The organism is Streptomyces sp. NBC_00271 (assembly GCF_036178845.1).
GTDB lineage: Bacteria > Actinomycetota > Actinomycetes > Streptomycetales > Streptomycetaceae > Streptomyces.
The window spans coordinates 688,074-712,397 of sequence record NZ_CP108070.1 but is presented as its reverse complement, the minus strand read 5'-3'; the positions used below and the strand labels follow the sequence as shown (position 1 = coordinate 712,397).

The 24,324-nt window shown below is 71.3% G+C and carries 19 protein-coding genes; 6 read left to right on the top strand and 13 right to left on the bottom strand.

The window, feature by feature from the left end:
• Window positions 1-1,046 precede the first annotated feature (1,046 nt).
• Entirely contained in the window at window positions 1,047-2,156 is a 1,110-nt protein-coding gene (locus OG798_RS03725; protein WP_267060376.1) for an LLM class flavin-dependent oxidoreductase, read from the top strand.
• Complete coding sequence (locus OG798_RS03720) at window positions 2,153-3,553, top strand: NtaA/DmoA family FMN-dependent monooxygenase (RefSeq protein WP_267060375.1); 1,401 nt, start codon at window positions 2,153-2,155, stop codon at window positions 3,551-3,553. Before OG798_RS03725 ends, OG798_RS03720 begins: the two co-directional genes overlap by 4 nt.
• A 127-nt stretch (window positions 3,554-3,680) precedes the next feature.
• Here OG798_RS03720 and OG798_RS03715 read toward each other — a convergent pair whose 3' ends face one another.
• Genes OG798_RS03715 through OG798_RS03705 form a run of 3 tightly spaced genes read right to left on the bottom strand, consistent with a single transcriptional unit; the run spans window position 3,681 to window position 7,316 of the window.
• Window positions 3,681-4,715 (bottom strand): DMT family transporter, encoded by a 1,035-nt coding sequence (locus OG798_RS03715; protein WP_121417832.1) that lies wholly within the window; start codon window positions 4,713-4,715, stop codon window positions 3,681-3,683.
• Entirely contained in the window at window positions 4,702-6,279 is a 1,578-nt protein-coding gene (locus tag OG798_RS03710) for a class I adenylate-forming enzyme family protein (protein WP_121418697.1), read from the bottom strand. The genes OG798_RS03715 and OG798_RS03710 overlap by 14 nt, the downstream gene beginning before the upstream one ends.
• The gene (locus OG798_RS03705) at window positions 6,276-7,316 is read right to left on the bottom strand and encodes an FkbO/Hyg5 family chorismatase (protein ID WP_328756243.1); all 1,041 of its coding nucleotides are present in this window, start codon (window positions 7,314-7,316) and stop codon (window positions 6,276-6,278) included. The genes OG798_RS03710 and OG798_RS03705 overlap by 4 nt, the downstream gene beginning before the upstream one ends.
• Before the next feature lie 207 nt (window positions 7,317-7,523).
• On the opposite strand from OG798_RS03705, the gene OG798_RS03700 reads away from it, so the two are divergent.
• The gene (locus tag OG798_RS03700; protein WP_179857223.1) at window positions 7,524-8,552 is read left to right on the top strand and encodes a LuxR family transcriptional regulator; all 1,029 of its coding nucleotides are present in this window, start codon (window positions 7,524-7,526) and stop codon (window positions 8,550-8,552) included.
• Window positions 8,553-8,621: 69 nt separating this feature from the next.
• Here the strand turns inward: OG798_RS03700 and OG798_RS03695 are convergent, their stop codons facing one another.
• On the bottom strand, window positions 8,622-9,446 hold the full coding sequence (locus OG798_RS03695) for a DUF1684 domain-containing protein (protein ID WP_267060373.1): 825 nt from the start codon (window positions 9,444-9,446) through the stop codon (window positions 8,622-8,624).
• Window positions 9,447-9,739: 293 nt separating this feature from the next.
• Here OG798_RS03695 and OG798_RS03690 point away from each other — a divergent pair, with 293 nt between their 5' ends.
• Window positions 9,740-9,862: a hypothetical protein gene (locus tag OG798_RS03690; protein WP_328756242.1), complete on the top strand. Its 123-nt coding sequence runs from the start codon at window positions 9,740-9,742 to the stop codon at window positions 9,860-9,862.
• A 189-nt stretch (window positions 9,863-10,051) separates the two neighbouring features.
• A complete protein-coding gene (locus OG798_RS03685) occupies window positions 10,052-10,411 on the top strand; it encodes a hypothetical protein (RefSeq protein WP_328756240.1) in 360 nt (119 codons plus the stop codon).
• Here the strand turns inward: OG798_RS03685 and OG798_RS03680 are convergent.
• From OG798_RS03680 to OG798_RS03660, 5 genes are all read right to left on the bottom strand, one after another.
• Window positions 10,408-11,490: a phosphotransferase enzyme family protein gene (locus tag OG798_RS03680; protein ID WP_267060371.1), complete on the bottom strand. Its 1,083-nt coding sequence runs from the start codon at window positions 11,488-11,490 to the stop codon at window positions 10,408-10,410. The two genes, OG798_RS03685 and OG798_RS03680, sit on opposite strands and share 4 nt — an antisense overlap.
• Window positions 11,487-12,257: an ABC transporter ATP-binding protein gene (locus tag OG798_RS03675; RefSeq protein ID WP_267060370.1), complete on the bottom strand. Its 771-nt coding sequence runs from the start codon at window positions 12,255-12,257 to the stop codon at window positions 11,487-11,489. The genes OG798_RS03680 and OG798_RS03675 overlap by 4 nt, the downstream gene beginning before the upstream one ends.
• On the bottom strand, window positions 12,254-13,027 hold the full coding sequence (locus OG798_RS03670) for an ABC transporter permease (RefSeq protein ID WP_121417840.1): 774 nt from the start codon (window positions 13,025-13,027) through the stop codon (window positions 12,254-12,256). Before OG798_RS03670 ends, OG798_RS03675 begins: the two co-directional genes overlap by 4 nt.
• Window positions 13,024-14,061, bottom strand: coding sequence for an ABC transporter substrate-binding protein (locus tag OG798_RS03665; protein WP_267060369.1), 1,038 nt, complete (start codon window positions 14,059-14,061; stop codon window positions 13,024-13,026). Before OG798_RS03665 ends, OG798_RS03670 begins: the two co-directional genes overlap by 4 nt.
• Before the next feature lie 128 nt (window positions 14,062-14,189).
• Window positions 14,190-15,122: an ABC transporter substrate-binding protein gene (locus OG798_RS03660; RefSeq protein ID WP_328756238.1), complete on the bottom strand. Its 933-nt coding sequence runs from the start codon at window positions 15,120-15,122 to the stop codon at window positions 14,190-14,192.
• 450 nt (window positions 15,123-15,572) lie between these two features.
• Here OG798_RS03660 and OG798_RS03655 point away from each other — a divergent pair, with 450 nt between their 5' ends.
• Window positions 15,573-16,517 (top strand): sulfurtransferase, encoded by a 945-nt coding sequence (locus OG798_RS03655; protein ID WP_328756237.1) that lies wholly within the window; start codon window positions 15,573-15,575, stop codon window positions 16,515-16,517.
• 35 nt (window positions 16,518-16,552) lie between these two features.
• Here OG798_RS03655 and metX read toward each other — a convergent pair whose 3' ends face one another.
• The 4 genes from metX to OG798_RS03635 form a co-directional block, all read right to left on the bottom strand.
• A complete protein-coding gene (metX, locus tag OG798_RS03650) occupies window positions 16,553-17,704 on the bottom strand; it encodes a homoserine O-acetyltransferase MetX (RefSeq protein WP_328759977.1) in 1,152 nt (383 codons plus the stop codon).
• Window positions 17,701-19,062 (bottom strand): bifunctional o-acetylhomoserine/o-acetylserine sulfhydrylase, encoded by a 1,362-nt coding sequence (locus OG798_RS03645; RefSeq protein WP_328756236.1) that lies wholly within the window; start codon window positions 19,060-19,062, stop codon window positions 17,701-17,703. Before OG798_RS03645 ends, metX begins: the two co-directional genes overlap by 4 nt.
• A 553-nt stretch (window positions 19,063-19,615) precedes the next feature.
• A complete protein-coding gene (locus OG798_RS03640) occupies window positions 19,616-21,244 on the bottom strand; it encodes a S53 family peptidase (RefSeq protein ID WP_328756235.1) in 1,629 nt (542 codons plus the stop codon).
• A 139-nt stretch (window positions 21,245-21,383) separates the two neighbouring features.
• Entirely contained in the window at window positions 21,384-24,278 is a 2,895-nt protein-coding gene (locus OG798_RS03635; RefSeq protein ID WP_328756234.1) for an AAA family ATPase, read from the bottom strand.
• Window positions 24,279-24,324 lie beyond the last annotated feature (46 nt).

Genomic DNA, 24,324 nt, shown 5'->3' with positions numbered 1-24,324 from the left:
TGACGTCCTCGGGGAACGGGGAACGTCAGCGGCGGGCAACGGTGCCGGGTCGCTCCGACAGCCTGACAACGTTGCCATGCACGAGTGTTGAGTGAAACGCGAGTGCTTGCGGCATGTCAACGAGGCCAACAGAACTTTCTGAGCGCGAAGTTCACAGCCGGGTGCTCTGAGTGTCGTGATCCCGAGGCCGGCGAGTGGTCACGCCTCCCTGGACCGGCGAGCGGCCCCGGACCCCCGGCGGGTCTGGCATGTCTGGCGGTCAGTCACAACAGGCCCTCACGCGCGGGTCCGCGCAGTCGAGGATGCAGACCTGCTCCCTTCGCCCGACCAGCCGGGAGCCGGGCCGAACCTTGGGGGAGTTGACGTCTCTCGGTGAAGACTCCTTGCGCCCGCAGCCACGAGCGCCCGCCACCAAAGACATGGGCGAGGCAGGGCTGTTCCCGTTGCGACGGGCATCATCCACAGCCCGTCCCGGCCTGCCCTACTCGGCGTACGTCCGCCCTCCCGCGCTTCACTCCTTCGCAAACGCGTCGGGTGGACGGCGCCTTGCTCCGGACGGTCGCAAGAGGAGCGTGGAAGAACAAACGGCACAAACGTGGCCGTCGGTGCTCCGCACTGCTCCTCCGCGCCGCTTCCGTACCCCCAGCCGTCCAGTGCGCCCAGCCGTGTGCCGGAGAGGAGCGTCCACGCCGCACGCATGCATCGTCCAAAGCGCTGGGGACAGTTCGGCATGCTGGATGGTGTCCAGGGCGAGGAGCCGGCGAGCCGGTCTGCCGACCGTGGTGCTGCTGTATGCGCGTACATCTAATGTTCTTGACACCTTCCGGGGGCGACGACGTAGGTTGAAGCGATCGCTCCCGGACGGGTGGAGGCCCCGATGCGCGTACGTGGCGCCGCACCACACGGTGCCGGCACGGGGACGCGGCTGATCATCCGGCGGCACGTCGACTACTGCCGCACCGCCTCCGCCGTCTGTCCTTCCGCACGCCCTTGACCCCGTCGGCCCGTCGGGCCGGCCGTCTTGTCGTGCCCTCGGAAGGAACCCCATGTCCGGCCCTGCCCTGCGGCTCGCCGTCGAACTCGACGGTGACGGCGCTCACCCCGCGGCCTGGCGCCGCGCCGCCCACTCACCCGACCACCTGCTGACCCCACGCCGCGTGGCGCGCGTCGCCGCCGCCGCGGAGAACGCCGGGTTCACCCTGCTCACCCTGGAGGACGGCGCACTCCCGCCCGGCGCCACGCCCGACGCGGTCGGCCGCATCGGTGCGGTGGAGCGGGCCGCGTTCCTCGCCGCGTCGACGAGTGTCATCGGCATCGCGCCGGTCGTTCCGGTCACCTATGCCGAACCGTTCCACGTCTCCAGCCAGTTGGCGTCCCTGGACCACATCTCGATCGGGCGTGCCGGGTGGGTGGTGAGCGAGGAGGCACGTCCTGAGGCGGCCCGCGCCTGGGACCGCCCCCTCGTCGACGGCGCCGCCGCCCGCGCCCGCGAGTCCCGCGACGGCATCGAGGTCGTCCGCGCCCTGTGGGACTCCTGGGAGGACGACGCGGTCATCCGCTCCGTGGCCACCAGCCGCTACCTCGACCGCGACCGGCTCCACTACGTCGACTTCACCGGCGACACCTACGCCGTGAAGGGCCCGGCGATCGTCCCTCGTCCGCCCCAGGGCCAACTCGTCGTCCTCGGCCGGCCCGATCTCGTGCCCGCCGAACAACTCGACGTCGCCCTCGTCGAGGGCCGCGACATCGCCGCGGTGACCGCGGCCGCGGCTGCCGCCGGAACACCGCGCACCTTCGCCGAGGTCGAGGTCGCCCTCGACAGCGTGGACGCCACGGCCGAGGAGCGCGTCGCCGACCTCGAGCGGCATGCGCCCTGGACCACCGGCGGACGGCTGCGCCACATCGGATCCGCCGCCGGACTCGCCACCCTGCTGGAGCAGTTGAGAGGCATCGTGGACGGCGTACGCCTGCACCCGCTGGTGCTGGACGAGGACCTGCCGGAGCTGTCCCGGCTCGTCCTGCCCCACCTCTTCGAGCGGCGGCACGCCGTCCGCCCGCTGCCCGGCGCGTCCCTACGCATCCACTTGGGCCTCGAACGGCCCGCCAACCGCTACGCCGCCGGTGCGGCGTTCGAGGCCCTTGAGGAGACCCGATGACCCGCACCGACCCCCTCGACGTACCCCGCCCGGACGCACAGCTCCACTTCGGTGTCTTCTTCCAGGGCGTCAACCACTGGACCATCTGGTCCGACCCGGCCAGCGGCTCCCAGATCGACCCTGCCAACTTTCGGCGCGTCGCCCAGACCGCCGAACGGGGCCTGTTCGACGCGTTCTTCCTGGGGGAGGGGCTGCGGCTGCGCGAGGTCGACGGACAGATCCACGACCTCGACATCACCGGACGGCCGGACGCCATCACCCAGCTCGCCGCACTGGCCGCCGTCACCGACCGGATCGGCCTGGTCAGCACCTCCAACACCACCTTCAACGAGCCTGCCGACCTCGCCCGCCGCCTGTCCGGCCTCGACCTGCTCTCGGAGGGCCGCGCCGGCTGGAACGTGGTGACGACCGACAACGCCTGGACCGGCGCCAACTTCCGCCGCGGCGGCTACCTCGACCACGCCGACCGCTACCGGCGCGCCGAGGAGTTCCTCACCGTCGCCCGCGCGCTCTGGGACGGCTGGGAGAACGGGGCCGTCTCCGGCTCCCCGGGCGCCCCCGCCTGGGCGGCACCCGGCGCCGTACATCAAGTCCGCCACAGGGGGCCGCAGTTCGACGTCGACCTCGCGCCCACGCTGCCGCGCAGCGCCCAGGGGCACCCCGTGATCTTCCAGGCCGGCGACTCCGGTGAGGGCCGGGACTTCGCCGCCCGCAACGCCGACGTCATCTTCTCCGCGCACGGCAACGACTTCGACGACGCGCTCGCCTTCGCCGACGACCTCCGGCGCCGCCTGCGGGCCGTGGGCCGGCCTGACGACGACCTGCGCATCCTCCCGGGCACGGAGATCATCATCGGGGCCACGGAGGAGGAGGCCCTGGAGAAGAAGCGCTGGATCCGCCTCCAACAGGTCACTCCGGCCACCGCGTTGGGCATCGCCGGACTCCTGTGGGGCCTGGACCTCTCCGATCGTGACGCCGACGGTCCGCTGCCCAAGGAGGACCCGGTCGTCGCCGAGAACGACGGTTCCTTCGGCGCCCGGCGTATCACCGACCCGCGCAAGGTGGTCGCCGAGTGGCGGGAGAAGGCCGAGGCACACCGGTGGTCGCTGCGCGAGACCGTCATCGCGCTCGGTCCCCAGCGCGGCCACGTGGGCACTCCGGCGGGGCTGGCGGACAAGTTCGCCCACTTCGTCCGGCACGGCGCCGTCGACGGCTTCAACGTCACGCCGTATCTGATCCCCGACGGCCTCGACGACATCGTCGACCTGCTCGTCCCCGCACTGCAGGAACGCGGCGTCTATCGCACCGAGTACACGGGTACGACGCTGCGCGAGCACCTGGGCCTGCGGGAACCACTCACCCACCGCTCCACGACTGACCGGCGGCAGGCCGGCTGACCCGCTCCGCCTCGGCGGCGGTGGTCCACCTCATCAGGACGAGGTCCCTCGGGCGCCGCGAGCACGTCCTCGCGGCGCCCGACTCAGTCAACCTCTCTCTTCCTGCGACCTCTCTTCTTGAGGGCGGTCAGTCCTGTGCCCGCGCCGGTCCTGAGACGTCGGCCGTCTCCCCCCGCACATCGCCCACCGATCCGGACTCGGCAAAGGCCGGCTCAGGGGCCGGTGTTGCGGTAGGTGATGTGGTCGGCGATGGGGCAGGTCCGGGCGCGGTCCGCGGCGTACGGCGCGAGATCCCTACGCCGAGGAGGCACAGCGCACCCCCGGCGAGCGCCAGGCCCGACGGGAACTCTCCCAGCGTGGGCCAGGCCAGCACCACGGTGATGGCAGGCACGATGTACGTCACTGCTCCCAGGCGACCCGCGGGCATGTGCGCCAGAGCGTACGACCAGGTCCAGAAGGCCAGTGCCGTCGGAAGCAGTCCCAGGTACACCACTCCCGCCCAGCTCCCGGCCGACGCGTTGCCCAGATCCGTGACGAGCTGTCCCGCGAAGGGCAGGCAGGCGATGGCACCGATCGTGCTGGCGTAGGCGGTGACCTGCAACGGCGACGCGTGGGAGAGCGCGGGCTTCTGGAAGATGACGCCGACGGCGTGACCGGCCGCCGCTGCCAGGCAGAGCAGCACGCCGACCACAGCGGTGTCGCCACCACCGCTGGACGCCCCTGCCAGCGCCGCACCCGCGAACGCCACCGCGAGACCCACGAGCAGGGGGCGCGGGAAGCCCTCGTGCAGCAGGAACCCGGCGAGCAGCGCCACCAGGAGCGGGCCGGCGCCGACGAGGAGGGCCGCAGTCCCCGCCTCCGTGTGCCGCTCGCCCCAGTTCAGTGCCACCATGTACAGCCCGAACCAGAAGACGCCCATGCCGGCGATCCCGGGCCAGGCCGCGCGCGGTGGCAGCCCTTCGCGTCGGATCGTCACGACGGCGAGGAGCGCGAGAGCTCCGACGAGAAGGCGGCCCAACGCCAGGGAGCCGGGGCGCACGCTTTCGCCGATGTGCCGGATCGCCACGAACGCCGAGGCCCACAACACCATGGTGAGCAGTGCGGCTGCCAACGCGGTGACCGGGGTCTTCGCGGCGACGGGGGACGTCTCATGCTGTGCCATCGGGCAACTCCCTGTTCGCTCCGCGCAGGACGCGGCGGAGAATCTTTCCTGTGCTGTTGCGGGGCAGCGCGTCGATGAACTCGACGTCCTCGGGGACCTTGTACGAGGTCAACTTGGCCCCGGTGGTCGAGCGGATCGTGGTCGCCAACGTGGCGAGCCGGTCCACTCCGGGCTCGGCGACGACGTAGGCGCGCAGGCTCGTCACACCGTCGGCCCGCCGCACCGAGCACACAGCGGCCTCACGTACTCCGGCGATCCCGGTGATCAGGTCCTCCACCTCGGTGGGATGGACGTTGGCTCCGGCGACGATCTCGATGTCGTCCACGCGCCCGAGCAACCACACCAGACCCTTGTCGTCCACGCGTGCGGCGTCTCCGGTCGTGAACCACTCGTCCGGGCCGAGCCGGTGCGGCGGCAGGCCGCCCCGCGTCACACCGGGGCCGATGGTGGGGCCGGAGATCTGCAGCCGTCCGACCTCGCCGTCCGGGACGGGTTCGCCCGCGTCGTCGACCACCCGCACCTGGTACGGAGGAAGGATGCGGCCGAGGCTGTACGGGTGGGTCTCGTCAGGGCCGTTGGCCAGGACGGCGTGACCGATCTCGCTGGTGCCGCAGATGTTCAGCAGACGTGGTCCAAGGACGCGGCGCAGCCTGTCCTCCAGGGGCCGGGGCAGCGTCTCGCCGGCCACGAGCGCCAGACGCAGTCGGCCCAGCAGGTCGACGGCCTCGGGGCGGGCGAGCAGCCTGGCGTAGAAGCTGGGTTGGGCGTAGAAGACGCTCACCCCGTGGCGTCGCAGGACCAGCGGGACGCTCGTCTCGTCCGCCCGCTGCGGCGTCAGTACGACCACGGCACCGCGCTGCAGAGGCAGGAGGACCGAGTTGCCCAGCCCGTAGGCGAAGTACATCCGCGACACGGAATAGCAGACCTCGCCCTGGCGGAGCGCGAGGACATCGCCGATCGCCCGGTCGAAGTGGAGGGCGTCGCCGTGGTCGTGGAAGCACAGGCGAGGTGCCCCCGTGGTGCCGGACGTGAACACGGCGAAGGCGGGAGCGTCGGACGTCAGCGGCTCCGGGGCGCCGCCGGTGTCGACGTCGTCGTCCGAGGGACCGTAGCTCTCCGTCAGTTCCCTCGGCGTCACGCTGCGGCCGCGGAACTCCTTTTGGAGCGACGCGTCGGAGACGATCAGCGAGGCCTCGGCGATCTCCTCGCTGGAGCGCAGTTCGTCGGCGTGGAAGAACGTGTTCACCGGCACGGCCACCGCGCCGATCCGCAGAACGGCCAGAAACGTCACCACGAAGGCGACGCTGTCGGGAAGCGCCAGCAGCACCCGGTCCTCGCGCCGAACACCCAGCCGCCGCAGGGCCCCCGCGGTCCGGCGCACCCGGTCGTAGACCTCGCCGTAGGAGTAGCGGTGCGTTCCCTGGAGGTACGCGGTGCGGTCGAGCCAGCCTTTGTGCCGCGCGAGCTGTTCCAGTCGTACGGACAGGTTGCCGTCGGCCGGGACGGACTCGGTCGGAACGGACTCGGTCGGAACGGCGGGTATGTCCGTGAGGATGTCCGTCACCTGCACACTCCCTCGATCTCCACCAGCAGGTCGGGCCGGCAGACCGCGACGTTGAAGTACGAGATGTCCGTGTCGCCGGGGAGCGTCGACGCGCAGATGCTCCGTACGACGGGAAGGTGCTCGGCGTCGCGTACGTAGACCTTGACCTGGTCGAGGTCCTTGACGTCGTACCCGGCACCCGCCACGCCGTGCCGCCGGAGGTTGCCGCCGCCGACGAGCGCCTCGATGTTGCGGAGTGTCTCCTCGGTCTGCCGCGCGACGTCGTCCACGTGCACCGTGTCGTCGCCCAGGATGCTGGCCGTGCCCGAGACGAAGAGGCTCCCCGCCTCCCGGCCCGGCGCGTCGACGTCCCTCAGGAACGTCGCCCGGGCGAAGCTCGGAGACTTCGGCCCGTAGCTGGACGGGTACTTGTAGGCGGGCGTCTGCCGGGGATTCTCCAGGTGTACGGCGCGACCCGGCTTCGCCGCGAGGAAGCAGACGTCGACGCCCGGGCTGAGCGTGCCGATCCCGGTGGCGGCCGACAGTTGGGGAAAGCGGTCGGCGAAGGCGGCGAACGCCTCCGCCCGGCCTATGCAGAAGTCGCGGTAGGTCTCCAGGCCGTCCGCGTTCGGGCTGGTGATTCCGCCGATGAGGTTCCACATGCGGACCAGGTCGGTGTAGCCGCGCTCCCAGGTGAAGCGCAGGGCGTTCTCGTACAGTTCGCGTACCGGTCGGCGGTACACGGGCTGGGGGCCGAGGCGCACCGCGTAGAAGAGGTGCTCGCCGTCCTCGGCGAAGACGGCGTCTCCGGCGACGCCGGCCCGTACGGGCCGGCCGGTTCGCCAGATCTCCTCGACCGGAGTGACGTGATCGTTCGTCATGTGGGTGGTCAGAAGGGGAGTGGCGTCGACGAGATCGGGCTCGGTGGGGGCGTCCGTGAAACGGATCCGCCCCAGCACGTTGCCCTGCGGGGCCGAGGGCGCTTCCGACGGAACGGCGACCGGAACCAGGTCGGACCAGAGGCCCTGTAAGCGCGCCTCGGGCTGACGGTTACTCATGAATCTCCTTGTCTCTGCCGCAGTTGTCCGCAGCGTGATGGACGCGGTCGGCCGACATGCGCTGCCCGGGGGGGGTGTTGCGGGAGCGTGAACAAAGCGCCCCGGGGTCGGGTCCGTGGCCTGTCTCCGTTGAAGAATCACTGGCAGGCGCCCTCGCCGGGCACCCGCCGACTTGCGTCAGGCACGATTACGAGGGGGAGACGAACCGTGAACATCGACGGCATAGCGGATCTGCCGGACATCCCGCAGGCGGGCACCGCGGCAAGCGAGGTGTACACGCTCGCCTTACGCAGCGAGTACGTCGACATCCAGCGGTGTGTACGAGATCTCGGCATCTCCGAGGCGGAAGCCGCCGCGGCCATCGAGGATCTCGTCCGGCTGCGGCTCCTGCACCTGGTGCACGGCTGCACCTACGCCTACGTTGCCGTCAGCCCGATGTCCGCCTCCCTGCAACTGCTGGCGGTGCAGGACGAGGCTCTTCGCCGACGTCAGAACGAACTGGAGCGGCTGAGGCAGCAGATGCACAGCCTGCTGCCGCTGTACCGGGCCAATTTCGCGGGTGAGCCACAACATCCGCACGTGCAACGCGTCGAGGACCCCCGAGCGGCCCGGGGGATCCTCACCACGATCACCGTCGAGGCGGAGCGAGAGATCCTGCTGTCGCTGCCGACCCAGGATCCGTGGGAGGAACTCGCGGACCTGGGCGGCGGGGCGTGGCCGGGGTACGCGGGGACGCGTTCTGATCTCCTTCGGGTGCTGCTGCCGGAGGCCGCCAGGTTCGACGTGCGGGTGCGGGAGCAGGCGGAGGCACTGTTGCGCGACGGAGGGCAGGTGCGCACGGCCGTCTCCCCTCCGGCATGGCTGTTGGTCGTCGACGCCGAAGTCGCCGTGGTCCCCGTCGGGGAGGGGCAGGGGCTCAGCCTCGTACGCGAAGAGTCCGTGGTCGCAGCGCTGTGGCGCACGCTCAGCGGTGCGTGGGACGAGGCGCGGCCCTTCGACGGCAGCTACGACCACGACAGCGCGCGCTCCACCTCCGCCCTGATCGACGAGGCCATTCTGCGCCTGCTGCTGAACGGCCTCGAAGACAAGGTGATCGCCCGGCGGCTCGACATCTCGCTACGCACCTGCCAGCGGCGCATCGCGGATCTCATGGACGCCCTGGGAGCCAGGACACGCCTCCAGGCCGGCTACGTGCTCGGACAACGTGTGCGAACCGGCGAGCGGAGGGCGGCGTAGTGCAGGGTGAGTGGCTGCACAGCCGCAGCTGGGCTCATGCCCCAACCCGACCGGAGATGGTTCCGCCGATCAGGCTCGGCCACGCTCAAGGGGCGTCTTCTGCCCGGCCTCGATGGCCACCGGCAGTCGGTTCTCCACCGGGGGCAGTGGGCAGGTGGCCAGGTCGGTGTAGGCGCACGGCAGGTTCGACGCGCGATTGAAATCGAGCACGACCGTGCCGTCGGCGGCCGGGGGGTCGAGAGACAGGGCCCGGTTGGCGGCATAGGTGGTCACCCCGGAGGTGGCGTCGGTGAACAGCACCAGCAGTCGGCCCGGGCCGTGTCCGGGGAACGCGGTCAGGGCCAGGGGGCGTCCGTCCAGTTCGAACTCGACCCGGCCCGGGGCGTCGTACACGTGCTCCAGCCCCTCGACCGCGGCGCCCACGGTCGTCGGACGCGGCTCGTCGAACGCGCGGTAACGACCGGTCACCACCCAGCGCGGATCCGGGGCGTAGGCGGGTGTACCGGAGAAGGCGGTGCGCAACGGTGCGTCCGGGTGCCGGGGCCGGACGATGTCGTGCCCGCCACGCTTGGCCACCTCGATCACGGCATCGCCCCAGACCGCGTCGACGCCACCACGTTCGGGCAGCACTCCGAAGCGGTGTTCACCCCTCACCGGCGTTCCCTCCACGATGAGTTCCTCACCGTCGTCGAGGACGACGGTGACCCCGGCGGCGTCGGTCCACCAGGCGCCCGGTGCGTCAGGGAATCGCTGCGGCCGGTCGTCCAGCCAGTGCAGGCCGGTGAGCGCCAGGAATCCGTGCGGAGCGGCGAGCCGTTCCTCCTGCCCGCGATACCACTCAAGCCAGTCCTGGGTGAACGCCTGAAGGTCCGTTGTAGGGAGCTGAACGGTCATGGGCACTCCTTCGTCTCGCGAGGCTCGGCCTCGGAATGGTGTGAGGGTCTTCGGCTGAGGTCGAGGGCCGGCCCGAGGTGGCAGCGGCCGCCTTGGACGCGTGGAGCGCCACTCCTCCAGTCATGCCAGTGCCAACCCCCTCCGCCCGACCAGGCATTCCGGTCCGCGTGTGACAGCTTCTTGTCAGGTATGTGTACAGGGCCACCGCTCGCTGTCACTCAAATTCGTCGAGTTCCTCGGTCGCCAGTCGGTCGCCGCCGGTTGTTGCGCTCGAACTGTTCGAGATTCAGGCGGTGTTGGACGCCGCGGCCGCCGCGTCGGCGGCGCTGCGCCGCGGCCCGGTCGACCTGGCCCGGCTGGACGCCCTGCTCGACCACGCCCAGTCGTTGGACGATCCCGCGCAGTCACCGAGGTGATCCGGGCCCAGGACGCCGAGGCGGCCCGGATCGCCATGCTCACGCACCACGGACACGACCGGGACCGGCGCATACGGCAACGCGTGCGCGTGGACGGGACACGGCGTCCCCGACGGCACCTGCGGGCCCCGCAAGACGTGACAGCGCCGGGAACGCTCTGCCGTGATCCCGTACGCCCACGGTCTCGTGATGTGGCGGGCCGGCGTGAACCGCGCTCAGCGCACGGGCCTGGCTGCCTACCTCGTTGCCGAGGCAGTCGCCGACGGTGTGCTGGCGCTGGCCGACCGCCACCGGGTGTCAGTGGCGTTCATCGAAGTGGTGTGTTCGGACTGGCGGGTGCATCGCCGGCGATTGGAGCACCGGTCGCGGGGCATCGTGGGTTTCGAGGAGCCGACCTGGGAAGCGGTTCAGCAGCGACGGTTCGAGTACGAGCCTTGGACGGATCACCGGCTCGTGCTCGATTCGACCGCAGACCTGGCCTCGAACGTGACGAAGGCCCAGGAGTATCTGGCCGCAGGAGCACCGCCCTCACAGCCCGTGCGGTACTAGGAACGACGTGTCCGCAGCCGTACTCGATCGAGGAGCCGGAGCCCGTCGTCGGTGGTGAACCACCGGGTGTGGTCCACCAGATATCGGTACGCCAGATCGGCGTTGGCCCGCGATCCGGTGACGCTGTGGAAGTAGCCCAGCTCGGACAGGGCGAACTCCGCGTGCACGAGCGGCAGCAGCTCGGGCAGGGCGGCCGACTCGGCGGGGCTCAGCGGGCGCACCGAGGTGTACCCGTCGAGGAGCGCGTCCACGTCGTCCGGGCGGACGGGGCGGGACGGGTCGAGCCACTGGACGGTGTTGCGCTCGATGGCGGTCGCGAGGTCGTGGACGGCGGTCGTGCGGTCGCTCAGGCCGAAGTCCAGGACGGTCGAGACCGTGCCGGTCGCCGGGTCCCACAGCAGGTTCGAGGCATGCCAGTCGTTGTGCGTCCACAGCGGTGCCAGGCGGCCGAGGTGGGGCAGCAGACTCCGGTGGAAGGGAAGATGGACCGCGCGCAGGTCCTCCCGCCAGGGACGGCCCGCCAACGCCGCTACCACTGCCGGCCGCTCGGCCACATACGCCTCCAGCGCGGCCTCGGGGTCGACCGCCGCGAAGATGCTGAAGGAGGAGACGAGGGGCTGCGGGCGCCGGCGCGGGGCGCCGAACCCCTCCGCCGCCAGATGGAGTTGGGCCAGTGCGGCACCGGCGGCCCGGGCATGGGCCACGGACACGAACGGCGACCACGACAGCGCGTCCCGGTAGAGATCCGTTCCCGTTCCGGCCGTATGGACCTCGTACACCCACTCCCCGCGCGCCTCGGCCCCCAGCACCTCCACGACCGGCGCACCCCGCTCTCGCAGATACCGCAGGAAGGAGTGCTCCTCGGCGAGACCTTCCAAGGTGCGTACGTCGCTGTGGTGCCGCTTCACGAAGAGCCGCCGCCCGCCCCGCTCGACCAGGGCGGCCGCCGACAGCGGGCGCGGGCTGCGCCACAGCACACGTACGGGACCGAGGACGGCCTCGACCTCTGCCTCGGTGAGCGGCGGCCAGTCGGGGGCCACCGGTTCCGTACCCATGCCGTGGGCCAGGAGCCCGCTCATCCGGCCGTCACCTCGTTCACCCGGCTCGCCCGGCCGCTGAGGGAGTCCAGCAGCCGGCGCTCGGTCGCCGCGAACTCCGGCTCGGAGAGGGCGTCGAGACCGCGCGGGCCCGAACGCGGCACCTCGATGCGCTCCACGACCGTGGCGGGGCGGGGCGAAAGGACATGCACGGTGTCGGCGAGCAGGACGGCCTCACGAATGTCGTGCGTGACCAGGACGACGGTCCAGCGGTAGCGCTGCCACATGTCGGCCAGCCACAGTTGCATCTCCGTCCGGGTGAGCGAGTCGAGCGCGCCGAACGGCTCGTCGAGCAGCAGCACGGGGCGCTCCAGAACGACGGTGCGCAGCAGGGCAGCGCGCTGCCGCATGCCGCCGCTGAGCTGGAAGGGATAGCGGGACTGGAAGCCGTCGAGTCCGAAGGCCTCGAAGAGTTCCCCGGCCCTGCGCCGCGCCTCCTTCTTCCGCACTCCCTGGGCCTCAAGTCCCAGCGCCGTGTTGTCGAGCACCGTGCGCCACGGGAACAGCAGATCCTTCTGGGGCATGTAGGCGACCTTGCCCGAGGCCGCGGACGCAGGGGCTCCCTGGACCAGGATCTCGCCCGAAGTAGGCCTGTCCAGACCGGAGATCAGGTTGAACAGTGTGCTCTTGCCGCTGCCGCTCGGACCGATGACGGCCGCGAACTCACCCGGTTCTACGCTGAGGTTGAGGTCGCGCAGCACTGCCAGCGACCCGAACGCCTTTGTCGCGCCCCGCACTTCGAGACTCATGACCGGCCCTCCTTCACCAGCGCCTGCTCCCACGGCAGGACGAGTCGTTGCAGCAGACAGGTCGCCCCGAACAGGGCGATGCTCAGCGCGGCGGTCACCGCGACCGCCGCCAACACCAGGTCTGTGCGGAACGCGCTCTTCTGCGCCTGCATATAGATCCCGAGGCCCTTCTCGGCGCCGGCGTACTCCGCGAAGACCGCGCCCACCACGGCGTACGTGATGCTCACCCGCAGCCCGGTGAAGAAGTGGGGGAGTGCGCTCGGCACCCGGACCAGCCGGAAGGCGCGTATCCGGCCCGTGCCCAGGGAGCGCAGCAGCCGCATCGCGTCGCGGTCGGTGGCCGCGAAGCCCGCCGCCAGGTTCGCCGCGAGCGGGAAGAACGTCGTCAGGGTCACCACCAGCATCTTCGGCAGCAGACCGAAGCCGAACCAGATGATCAGCAGTGGTGCGACGGCCACGATCGGGATGGTCTGCGAGGCCACCAGGAGCGGGTACAGCCCCCGGCGGGCCGCAGCCGAGAAGTCCAGCACCACGGCAACCAGCCAGGCGGCGGTGAAGGACAGCGCGAAGCCGAGCAGGGTCTCCTGGAGGGTGGGCAGCGTCTGGTCCCACAGGTCGCCACGGTTCGCCCAGCCCTGCGACAGGACGCGGCCGGGGCTGGGCAGCACCGTCGGGTCGACGCCGGCGGCAGTCACGTACGCCTGCCAGCCGGTCACCAGCACGGCGAGGACGAGCAGTGGCGGCCAGACCGCCCGCAGGGCCGTCCTCACTTGGTGTCCGGGAGGTAGGCGTCGGTGAAGAACGTCGAGGCGTCCGGCGCCTTGGTGAGCTTCTTGCCGTTCTTGTCCACCAGCAGGCCGGACCTGTACTCGAAGTCGGCGAAGTCCTGCCAGCGCTTCGCCGTCTGGGTGCCGAGCGTGCCGTCGGTGGTGCGGTAGTACTCCTTGGCGAGCAACGCCTCGCTCTTCTTGACCAGTTCCGTGTTGGTGAGCGTGCTCTTGTTGGCCGCGATGAGGAGATCGGCGGCCTGGTCGGGGTGGTCGGCGGCGTAGGCGTAACCCTTGTCGACCACGGTCAGGAACTTCTTGGCGACCTCGGGGTTCTGCTTGAGGTACTGACCGGAGGAGGCGATGAGGGTCGAGTAGATGGCCGGGAAGCCGTAGTCGGCGAGCTGGAAGTCCTTGAGGGGCTTGCTCGTGAGTTTCGCCTCCAGGCCCTCCCAGGTGGGCATGGGCATCGCGAAGTCCGCCTTGCCCGCGTAAAGGGCCGCGTAGGCCGAGGTGTTGAGCGTGATCTGCTTGAACGTGCCCTTCCCGCCGTCCTCCTGGATGACCTTCTGGAGCAGGGCCTTCTCATACGGGGCGCCGAAGCCCGCGTACGTCTTGCCGGCCAGGTCCTTGGGGGAAGTGATGTCGTCGCGGTCGGCGCGCACGGAGACCGTGACGTTCGTCTTCTGCGTCACGGCGTACACGGAGGTGATGTCCTGGCCCGCGGCGCGCGCCGTGGTGACGCCCTCCTGGTACGAGATCCCGAAGTCCGCCTTGTGGCCGGCGATCAGGGTCTCGGGCGCGGTCGAGCCGTACGGCACGATCTTCAGGTCGATTCCGGCGTCCTTGAACCAGCCCTTCTGCTGGGCGACGTAGATGCCGGTGTGGTTGGTGTTGGGCGTCCAGTCCAGGGCGAGGGTGACCTGGGTGGTGCCGTTCTTCGCGGCGGCGGACGTGGAGTCCTGCGCGGCACAGCCCGTCGCGGCGAGGACGGCGGCGGTGGTCACGGCGAACAGGGCGGTCGTACGGGATCTCATGGGGTTTCCTCGGATGGGCGCGGCGGTGCTGGGGGCGTGGAGAAGTGCTCTTCACGCCCGACACAGCGCGCTGTCGACCCGCATGAGGTCGATGGCCATACGTCTCGTCAGTTCCCTTGCCTGGCAGGTCATTCGGCGCCTGCCGCGGCGGTGGCCAGCAGGTCGTTCGTGTACGAGGACCGCCAGTCGCGGGCGTGCGGGACGGCCTTGTGCCGCGCGAGCCAGTCGGCGTAGGGGCCCATGCGGGTCTCGTCGATGACACCCCAGTTTCCGTTCGCGTCGGTCCAGGTCGGGGCGACCAGGCTGAGGGAACGGGCGATCAGGGGGCGCGAGAAGTAGGGGATCACCCGTTCCAACAGGGCGCGGGCGCCTACCTGGTCGGCCGCCGCGGAGGCGTAGCCACGGGCGGTGGCGGCCAGGAAGGCGCGTACCAGGTCGGGGCGGGCGTCGGCGAGGCTCTCGCTCGTACCGAGGAGGTAGCTGTGGTAGTGGGGGGCGCCGATCTCGTCGACCGGCCAGGTCAGGCGCTGCTCTTCGGGAAGGTCGCCGCGCAGGGCGTCCCAGGACCAGTAGGTGCCGAAGGTGGCATCCGCCTCCCCGGCCGCTATGTCGTCCACGGTCAGCTCGCGGTAGCCCGCGTCGACGGTGATCACGGCGTCCGGATCGCCGCCGTCGGCCGCGACCAGGTGCCGGACCATGGCGCGTCCACGCGGGGTGGGGTTGTAGGCGAGGCGGCGTCCGGCCAGGTCGCGGGGGCGGGTGATGCCGGTGGGGCGGGCGGTCTGGATCGCCTCCAGGGCGCGGTGGTTGACGGCGGCCACGGCGAGCAGCCGCCGGCCGGGGGCGGCGCGGCGGGCGAGCAGCCGGTTGGGCGGGAAGAGGCCGAAGTCCACCTCGCCCCGGGCCAGGTACTCCAGAGTGTCGCCGCGTCCCGGATCCTGGACGGTGAGTTCCACGTCCAGACCCGCTTCGCGGTACCAGCCGCGCTCCCGGGCCACGTACAAACCGGCGGAATTCGGCCAGGGGTGGAAGTAGTCGAGCATGACTCGGACGTGCGACATGGGCAGACGGCTCCGTGGACGGCAGACGGCAGAATGCGGACCGCACTCAGGTGTGCGGGCCCGTGGCCTGGCTGCCTGGTGCGAAAAGGAAGGAGAAAGGGGAGGGGGGAGACCGGGCGGGTCAACAACAGGAGCGGGCCGCCGCGGCGGACGCCGGGGGACACTGCTGCTCGACTGCTGAAGACATGCGGTACTCCTACGCGGGCACTGAGGCTCAAGTGATGCGGTCGGCGTTCCCATGGGGACCGGGCCGACAGATGCCGACACCGCTCCCAGACGCCCTCTCAGCCCAACCGGGTAGGGGCTCCCGCGTAGATGGCCGAAACCATAACCCCGGGCAGCCGATGCTGTGCAAGCGAGTTCCACGATATGGGACGATCTTGCCCAGCCAACGAGAACGCGCAGATCAGGCTCGCTCCCGGCGGGCACCGCTGGGTTAGCATCCCCGCCATGACCGACCCCCTGCGCCCCGACCCCTTGCTCTCCGAAGCCCTGCTTCCCGGACCGCTGGTCGACGACGTGTGGCTCGCCGCCCGCCTCGGCGACCCCCGGCTGATCGTCCTCGATGCCACCGCGCTGCTGCCGTCACCCCGCCACGACGGCGAATACCGGTCCGGCAGCGGTCGCGTCGAGTGGGCCGAGCGCCACATCCCCGGCTCTCGCCACGCGGACCTCACGGGCGAACTGTCGGACCAGGGGGCGCCGTACCACTTCGCGGTCCCGGCACCGGAGGCGCTGGCCGCCGCATTGCAGCGGCTCGGTGTCCGCGACGGTTCGGAGGTCGTCGCCTACGACAGCGGCGGTGGCATCTGGGCGGCCCGGCTGTGGTGGATGCTGCGGTCGATCTCCGTGCCGGTGGCGGTACTGGACGGTGGATGGCAGGCATGGGAGACGGGCGGACATCCGATTGCCCGCGGTGACGAGACGGGTGGCGAGGAGACGGGTGGTGGCGAGGCGAGTGCCACTCCGGTCATCGGCCCCCTCACCCCCGTACCCCGTCCCGGCATGTGGACCGGCATGGAGACGGTGGGGGCCGTCAGCCGCGGCGAGCGTCCCGGCACGCTGGTGTGTGCGCTGCCGCCCGGCGGCTTCGACGGCTCCGCCTTCACCCGTTACAGCCGACGCGGCCACATCCCCGGCAGTCTCAGCCTGCCTGGGCGCGGCCTCCTCGACGGCACGGGCCGGTTCCTGCCTGCCGCCGAACTCGCCGAACGCGTGTGTGCGGTCCTCACGGGCGAGGAGTCGCCGGTGATCCTCTACTGCGGCGGCGGCATCTCCGCCGCCGGCATCGCGCTCGCCCTCACGCTGCTGGGCCGTGAGGACATCGCCCTGTACGACGGTTCGCTGGAGGAATGGTCCCAGGATCCGTCCAGGCCGCTCACGACGGGCACCTGAGTCCGGGGCCCACGAGCACCTCTCCGGTCGGGCGGCTAGCCGACGAGTTCACGGACGAGCGCGGCGACCTGCTCCGTCTCGATCAGGAATCCGTCGTGGCCGTAGGGGGATTCGATCAGGCGGAGGTGGTCCGCGGCAGGGATCGCGGCGGCCAGCTCCGCCTGCTGGGACGGCGGGTAGAGGCGGTCGGAGTCGACTCCGGCGACGAGGGTCCTCGCGGTCACCCGGCGCAGGGCGGCGCGCGTGTCACCGCGGTCACGGCCGATGTCGTGGCTGTTCATGGCCTCCGCCAGCGTCACGTAGCTGCTCGCGTCGAAACGGTGCACCAACTTGGCGGCGTGGTGGTCGAGGTACGACTCGACCTGGTAGCGGCCGCCGTTCCAAGGGTCCTCCGCGCCCTGGGGCGCCCGGCCGAAGCGGACCGTCAGTTCCGGCTCGCTGCGGTAGGTCACGTGGGCGAGGCGACGGGCCAGGCCGAGTCCGGTGTGCGGTCCGCGGCCGGGACCGGCGTCGTGGTAATCGCCGCCGCGCCAGTGCGGGTCGGCGCGGATCGCGTGGAGCTGGATGTTCGCCCAGGCGATCTGCTCGGCGCTCGCCGCCGCGGTGGTGGCGAGCAGCAGGAGCGCGTCCGTGCGTTCCGGATATGTCACGGCCCACTCCAGGGCGCGCATCCCGCCCATGGAGCCGCCGACCACCAACGCCCAGCGCTCGATGCCCAGTTCATCCGTCAGGTCGGCCTCCACGGCGACCTGGTCGCGCTGGGTCAGGAACGGGAAGTCCCCGCCCCAGCGCCGCCCGTCGGGGCGGAGCGAGGACGGCCCGGTGCTGCCCTGGCAACCACCGAGCACGTTCGGTGCGACGACGAACCACCGGTCCGTGTCCAGGGCCTGTCCGGCGCCGATGAGGGCGTCCCACCAGCCGGGGGTGGGGTGACCGGGTCCGGCGGGTCCTGCGGCATGGCTGTCGCCGGTGAGCGCGTGCAGTACCAGTACGGCGTTGGAGCGGTCCGGTGCGAGCCGTCCCCAGGTCTCGAACGCCAGCCGCACGCCGGGCAGTTCACCGCCCGCCTCCAGCGCAAGAGGCTTCTCCCGGGAGTGCCACTGGCGGCGCCCGGGCGGGTCCCCCTCCCGCCAGGCCCCGGAGGCCGGCGGAAGGGGAACCGTGGACGGCGTCGGTACGCTGTTCAGGACGCGCCCTTCGCCGCGCGGAACCCGGCCTCCAGGTCGGCCTTGAGGTCGGCGAGGTTCTCGATCCCGACCGACAGGCGTACCAGTCCGGGTGAGGTGCCGGTCGCCGCCAACTGCGCCTCGTCCAGCTGGCTGTGGGTGGTGGACGCCGGATGGATGATGAGGCTGCGTACGTCCCCGATGTTGGCGAGGTGGCTGAAGAGTTCGACCGCGTCCACGAATCGCTTTCCGGCCTCGACCCCGTCCCGCAGCTCGAAGGCCAGCACCGCCCCAGCGCCGCGCGGCAGGTAGCGTTGCCCCGCCGCGTACCACCGGTTGGATTCGAGTCCCGGATAATGGACGGCGGCGACCTCGTCGCGCTGCTCCAGCCACTCGGCCAGCGCCTGGGCGTTGGCCGAGTGCCGCTCGATGCGCAGACTGAGCGTCTCGACGCCCTGCAGGAGCAGGAAGGCGGAGTGCGGCGAGATGGCCGGACCGATGTCGCGCAACAGCTGCACCCGCAGCTTGATCGCGAAGGCGCCCGGGCCGAGCGCGGGCCAGTACCGCAGCCCGTGGTAGCTGGGGTCCGGTTCGCTGAAGTCGGGGAAGCGCTCGGCGTGCGCGCCGAAGTCGAAGGTGCCGCCGTCGACCACGACGCCGGCGATGGTGGTGCCATGGCCGCCGAGGAACTTCGTCGCGGAGTGGACGACGATGTCGGCACCGTGCTCGATGGGCCGCAGCAGAAACGGGGTCGGCACGGTGTTGTCCACGATCAGCGGAACGCCCGCCTCGTGCGCGACGTCCGCCACCGCCCGTACGTCGAGTACGTTGCCGCGCGGATTGCCGAGTGTCTCGGCGAACAGGGCCTTCGTGTTCGGTCGGATCGCGGCACGCCACGCCTCGAGGTCGTCCGGGTCGTCGACGAACGACACCTCGATGCCGAACTTGGGAAGGGTGTGGCGGAAGAGGTTGTACGTGCCGCCGTACAGGGAGGTGCTGGACACGAGGTGGTCGCCGGCGGATGCCAGCGTCAGGATGGCGAGCGTTTCCGCGGCCTGACCGGAGGCGAGTGCCACCGCGGCCACTCCGCCTTCCAGCGCGGCGACGCGCTGCTCGAAGACGTCCTGGGTGGGGTTGTGGATGCGCGTGTAGATGTTGCCGGGCTCGGCCAGCGCGAACAGGTCGGCGGCGTGCTGGGTGTCGCGGAAGACGAACGAGCTGGTCTGGTAGATCGGTACCGCCCGTGCCCCGGTCGTCGGGTCCGGCACGGCACCGGCATGGATCTGCTTGGTCTCGAACGACCAGGCCGAGGTGTCGGGGCCGACGTGCTCGTCCTCAGGGGTGTGACCCGCGGTGACGGAGTCGATGGGCTGGCTCATGTTTCTCCCTTGTGCGGCGTGCGAAGTGCGGAGGCGCGCGGGGGTTGGTGAAGACACCGCAGGGCTGTGCGGCGCGCCCGGCAGGGCAGCGGACAGCACGTTGCGGAGAGGGGGGAAAGTGATCAGGTGCCGGAGCGGGGCGTCAGCTCTCGGCGGAACAACCCGTGGTGGTGACACGCACGTAGTCGACGTGGCGGCGAGTCACGAGCACGGTCATACAGCCAGGTAACCACAGATGGTCATGAAGCACCAGCGTGACGTGGGGAGTTGACGGGCGACCGTGCGCCCTCACCCGCCGGGACACATGGCGGGCGCACCTGCACGCGTGTGCACTGATCCGGCCGGAAGCCATCGGACAGACACACATGATTGCCGCTCGCATCGGTGCGGCGGCTGGTGGCGAGATGGTCCAGCAGTCCACTCCGCGAGCCGAACCCACCAGCAGACTCATGTGCGACGCATTCGGGACGCGGGGACGGGAACAGACCCGAAGCGCGGGCCGGGAGTGATCCCGACCCGCGCTCTATTGGTTGGCACTCACAGCCGCTGGGGATCAGCCGAGCAGCTTGCTCGCCAGGGTCGCGGCGTTGTACGAGCCCCATCCGGTGGTGAAGTCCCAGCCGGTGGCGGCGGAGTAGTCGCCGTTGCTGCCGCTGGTGATGTCGTGGAAGCCGGTGCCGCTCGCCGTGTAGAGGGCGGGGTTGGCGAAGCCGAGGTTGGCCTTGCCGGCGGCCGCGGCCTGCTGGTTGTACAGCGCGGCGAACGCCGCCCACTCGGGCGCGGCGGCGCTGGTGCCGCCGACCGAGCTCCAGCTGCCCTGGGAGTAGATCGAGACGCCGGGGCTGGGGTTGGCGTGGGCCGAGACGTCCGGTACCTGGCGGTAGCCGCCGCCGGCGCTCTTCTGCACCGCGGTCTGCCAGCTGGGGATCTTGAAGACGGAGGACTTGCCGCCGCCGCCCCCGGACCAGGCCACCTCCTTGCTCCAGGCGTTGGACGAGGTGACGGTCAGCCTGGTGCCGCCGACACCGGTGACGTACGGGTCGCTGGCCGGGTAGTCGACGGAGGTGCCGCCGTCGCCCGCGTCGTCGGAGCCGTCGTCCCCTGAGGCCGCGTAGAAGCCGAGGCCCTCGGCGGCGCCCGCCTTGAAGACGGCGTCCACGGCGTTGATGTTGGAGGTGGTGCGCGCGCTCTCGGCGGCGCCCCAGCTGATCGACGTGGTCGGAATGCCGCTGTCGACGATGGCCTGGTAGGTGTCGACCTCACCGGCGTCGGAGTTGGGACCCTCGAAGACGGTGACGTTCGCCTTGGGGGCGATCGCGTGCAGGACCTCGATGTCCAGCTCGACCTCGACCTGGCCGTCGCCGAGCGACCCGGAACCGCCGTCCACCTTCTGCACGGTCGGAGTGGGCGAGCCCAGGCTGTAGTTGGTGTCGTACTTGGTGATGTTCGACTGCTGGAAGCCGTCGAACTCCAGCAGCGCGATCTTCTGGCCGCTGCCGGTGTACGTACCGGAGACGTTGTAGCCGCCCTTGAGCTGAGCCGGGGTGTAGCCGCCGCCCGGGCCGTTGTGCGGGGTGACGGTGGAGGGCGCCTGGTGGTGCAGCTGGGCGCGGTTGTTGAGACCGGCCACGTCGCTGACGAGGGAGGCGATGGCGGACGGCAGGGTCGGCGCGGTGTCGTTGGCGTAGAACGCACGGCCCGTCGCGGCGTCCTTCCAGGTCGACAGCTTGGTGCCGAAGGCCTTCTCCAGCTGGGCGGCGGTGCCGCTGGCGTCGACCAGCAGGTTCCCCGAGTGGACGGTGCCGACGGTGAGCCCCTGCGCGCGCAGGTAGTCCTTGAGCTGCTTGATCTCGGCATCGGTCCGCCCGAAGCGGGCCGCGAACTGACGCTTCGTCAAGTAATGCCCGTAGGAACTCGACCGCGGGTTGCTGACCTTGGCGACGAAGGTGTCGAGCGCCTTGTCGTTTCTGGGAGCCAGGCTGATCGCCACCGATATCCGCTTCCCGGCGGCGACGTTGCCGGTGTGGGTCGCGTTCTGGTTCAGGCCCTTCAGGACATCTCCGGTGATGGCCGCGCGGGTTGAGTGCGGCTGAGGGGTGCCGGCGGCGTAGGCGGTGGGGACGGCGGCGGCGAGCAGGGCCGGCACGGCGACCAGGCCGAGCAGTTTCAGGCGTGACTTCACTGAAGTCCTCCGGAGAGTGGGGGTGGTGTCCCGGAAGCGGAACGGCTTCACCGTAGGAACATCAGCCCCACCCGCATAAGCGGGGGAACCCTTGCGTTACGTGTTAACTGCGGATGTCACGTGAACTGCGGATGTCACGTCAACGACCTGTGCCGCGCGCACGGGGAATCCGGACGCGGCCGGGCTGACTTGTCATCACCGCCTGGGCCGGGGGCCTGGCTTGGTCGTCGTCGCCGGAATCCACGGCAGCCCCGGACGCGATGACGGCGACCGCCATGGCATGGGCCAGCGCGGTGCGCGAGCGGACCCCGACCTTGCGGTAGACCCGCGACAGGGCACCTTCCACCGTCTTGACGCTGATGAACAGCTCCGCGGCGACTTCCCGGTTGGTGGCCCCGCCGCCGACCAGTCCGGCGATCCTGGCTTCCGTGGGGGTGAGTTCGGGCCCGCCCACGCCTGCCTCACCGCTCCGCTCCCCGGCTTCCAGCCGCGCCAGTTCGTCCCTGGCCCGCGCCGCCAGCGGAGCGGCGCCGATCAGCGTCGCGGTCTCCAGGGCCTCGCCGAGGGCCGCTCGCGCCGCGTTCCTGTGGCGGGCGCGGCGCTCGACCGCGCCGAGCGCGATCAGGGTGCGTACCAGCTCCACGGGCAACGGAAGTTGACGCAGGCGGTCCACGGCCGCATGCAGTCGTACCGCCCCCTCCTTCGCCCGGCCGAGCCCCGCCTCACGCAGCCCCTCCGCCCGCTCCAGAGCTGCCAATACGCTCCCGGGCGTATCGCCGGACGCACGCGTGCGGGCCTCGTGGAGCACGGCCCCGGCCGCGTCCGTCTCACCCAGGACGACCAGCGCCTCGGCCAAGTCGCTGTACCAGTGCAGCACGGGCGGGTCGGCGGCGGACATGGCTTCGCCGAGTTCCTTGACGCGTTGCAGCGCCTCGACCGCGGCCGCAGCCCCCCGTGGGTCACCGACGAGCAGCTCGGCCTGCCCGAGCACCGCCAGCGCGCGCAGCAGGAACAACCGGTCGCCGTCCACCTCCGAGGCCCGTACCGCCTGCTCGGCGAGGTGCCGGGCCTCGTCGGCGGTGCCGCCCGCGGTCGCCGCGAGCGCCGCCGCATACAGCGCCGGAGCCGCTTGTACGCCCGTCTCGGCCATGGCACGCGAGCAGCGGGCTGCGGTGCGCAGCGCCTCCCGGCAGTCCCCGGAGCGCACCTGAATACGCGTCAGCGACACCAGGGTCGCCAAGACCTCCTCGACCCCGGCGAACTCGCCGATTTCCGCGAGGAGTCCGGCGACCTGGTCCCGGGCCTCGGTCACCTTGTCGGAGTCCAGGGCGAGGATCGCCCGCATCCGGATCAGTCCCCAGCTCTCCGGGCCGGCGTCGGCGCCGCCGACCAGAGTGAGTGCCTCCTCGAGCGCGGCGTCGGCGGCGACCGGTTCCCCGGCCAGGGACCGCACCCGGGCGAGGGTGGCGAGCGCCCCGATCCGGGTGCCGATGTCGCCCGCCCGGGCCGCATGCCGGGCAGCGCGCCGTGCATGCCGGGCGGCCTCCTCCAACTCCCCGCACAGCAGGCCGCGTACCGCCGCCCAGTGGTGCAGCCATGCCTCGGCCTCCGGGTCGCCGTCGGCGTCCCTGAGGCCCTCCTCGATCAGGTCATGGGCGCCCTCCAGCGCCTGCCCGGCGTTGCGCAGCAGGATCAGCCGGGCCCGCACCCGCTGCCGAGCGGAGCCCGACTCGGCGAGGACGGTCTCGGCCGCCTGGCCCGCCTCCTCCAGCTGCCCGGCGTCGCATGCGTACTCGGCCGCGGCCAGCAGCCGGTCGGCGCGATCCGCGGAGCGGTCGCCTGGGGTGCGTCGGACAGCGAGTTCAGCCAGTTCGAAGGCGGCGTCGGGTGCGCCGTGGCGGCGGGCGGACTCGGCCGCGGACATCAGCGTGCGGGCGGTGGTCTCGTCCTCGTGCGGGTGGGCGAGAGCGAGGTGGCGGGCCTGCTCCACGGGCTCGGTGACCGAACGAGCCAGCAGGGCGTGTGCCTGCCGGCGGCTGTACTCCGGGGCGTCGGCATAGACAGCGGCCCGGATCAGCGGATGGCGGAAACGTATGGTTCCGTCGGCGTCGGCCGTCGCGACACCGAGTCGTTCGGCCTCCGCGAGGTCCGCGGCGGGGTCAAGGAGCCCGGCGGCACGCAGCAGAGTGAGGCTGGGGCGGGCGGCGGCGCTCGTGACGAGGAGGGTGCGCCGCGCTGTTTCCGGCAGCGTACGCGCCTGGTTCAGCAGGAGGGTACGAAGCCTGCGAGGTACGGGCAGCGTCCGGCCGACGCCGGCGGGCCCTCGCTCGCGCGTGGCCGCCCGCCCCAACTCCAGTGCGTACCAAGGGTTCCCGGCAGCGGCGTCCTGGATGGCCCGCAGCACCGCCGGTGGCAGGTCGGCACCGATGCCGGTGCGCACGAGGTGTGCCACCTCGCCGTCCGTCAGCGGGGGCACGGCAAGTTCGACGGTGCCCGGCGGGCAGCAACGCAGCCGTTCGGGCTGCTCGCCCTCGGCCACCCGCTCGGCGGCCACCACGCGTAGGTCGAGGCCCTCGACGCGGCGTACGGCGAAGGCGAGCACCTCGGCGCTGGGCCCGTCGAGCCACTGAAGGTCGTCGATGACCAGCAGAACGGGGCCGGTGGCGGCGAGGTTTCGCAGCACGTCGAGGACGGCGACGCGCACCGCGAGACGGCTCTGGTCGTCGAGTGGTTCCCGGCCGCGCAGCAGGGCCGCCCGCAGAGCTGCCCGGGGCGCGGGCGCCAGGGCCTCCAGGCAACTCTCCGGCACGCGCGCGAACAGGTCGATGAGTCCGACGAACGGGAGCCGGGTGTCCTCCTCCGCGGGCGAGCAGCGCAGCACCGTGCCGGCCGACCCGTCGTGCGCGGCCAAGGACGCCAACAGCGCGGCCACGAGCACGGACTTGCCGATCCCCGCGGGACCGTGGAAGAACACTCCGGGACAGGCCGTCAACTCGGTCCGGGCGGTGTCGAGCAGCTCGCGGCGCCCGCTCAATGACCGTACTCCCATGGCAGTCGCCCGCCCTTTACCCTGGAGGTGG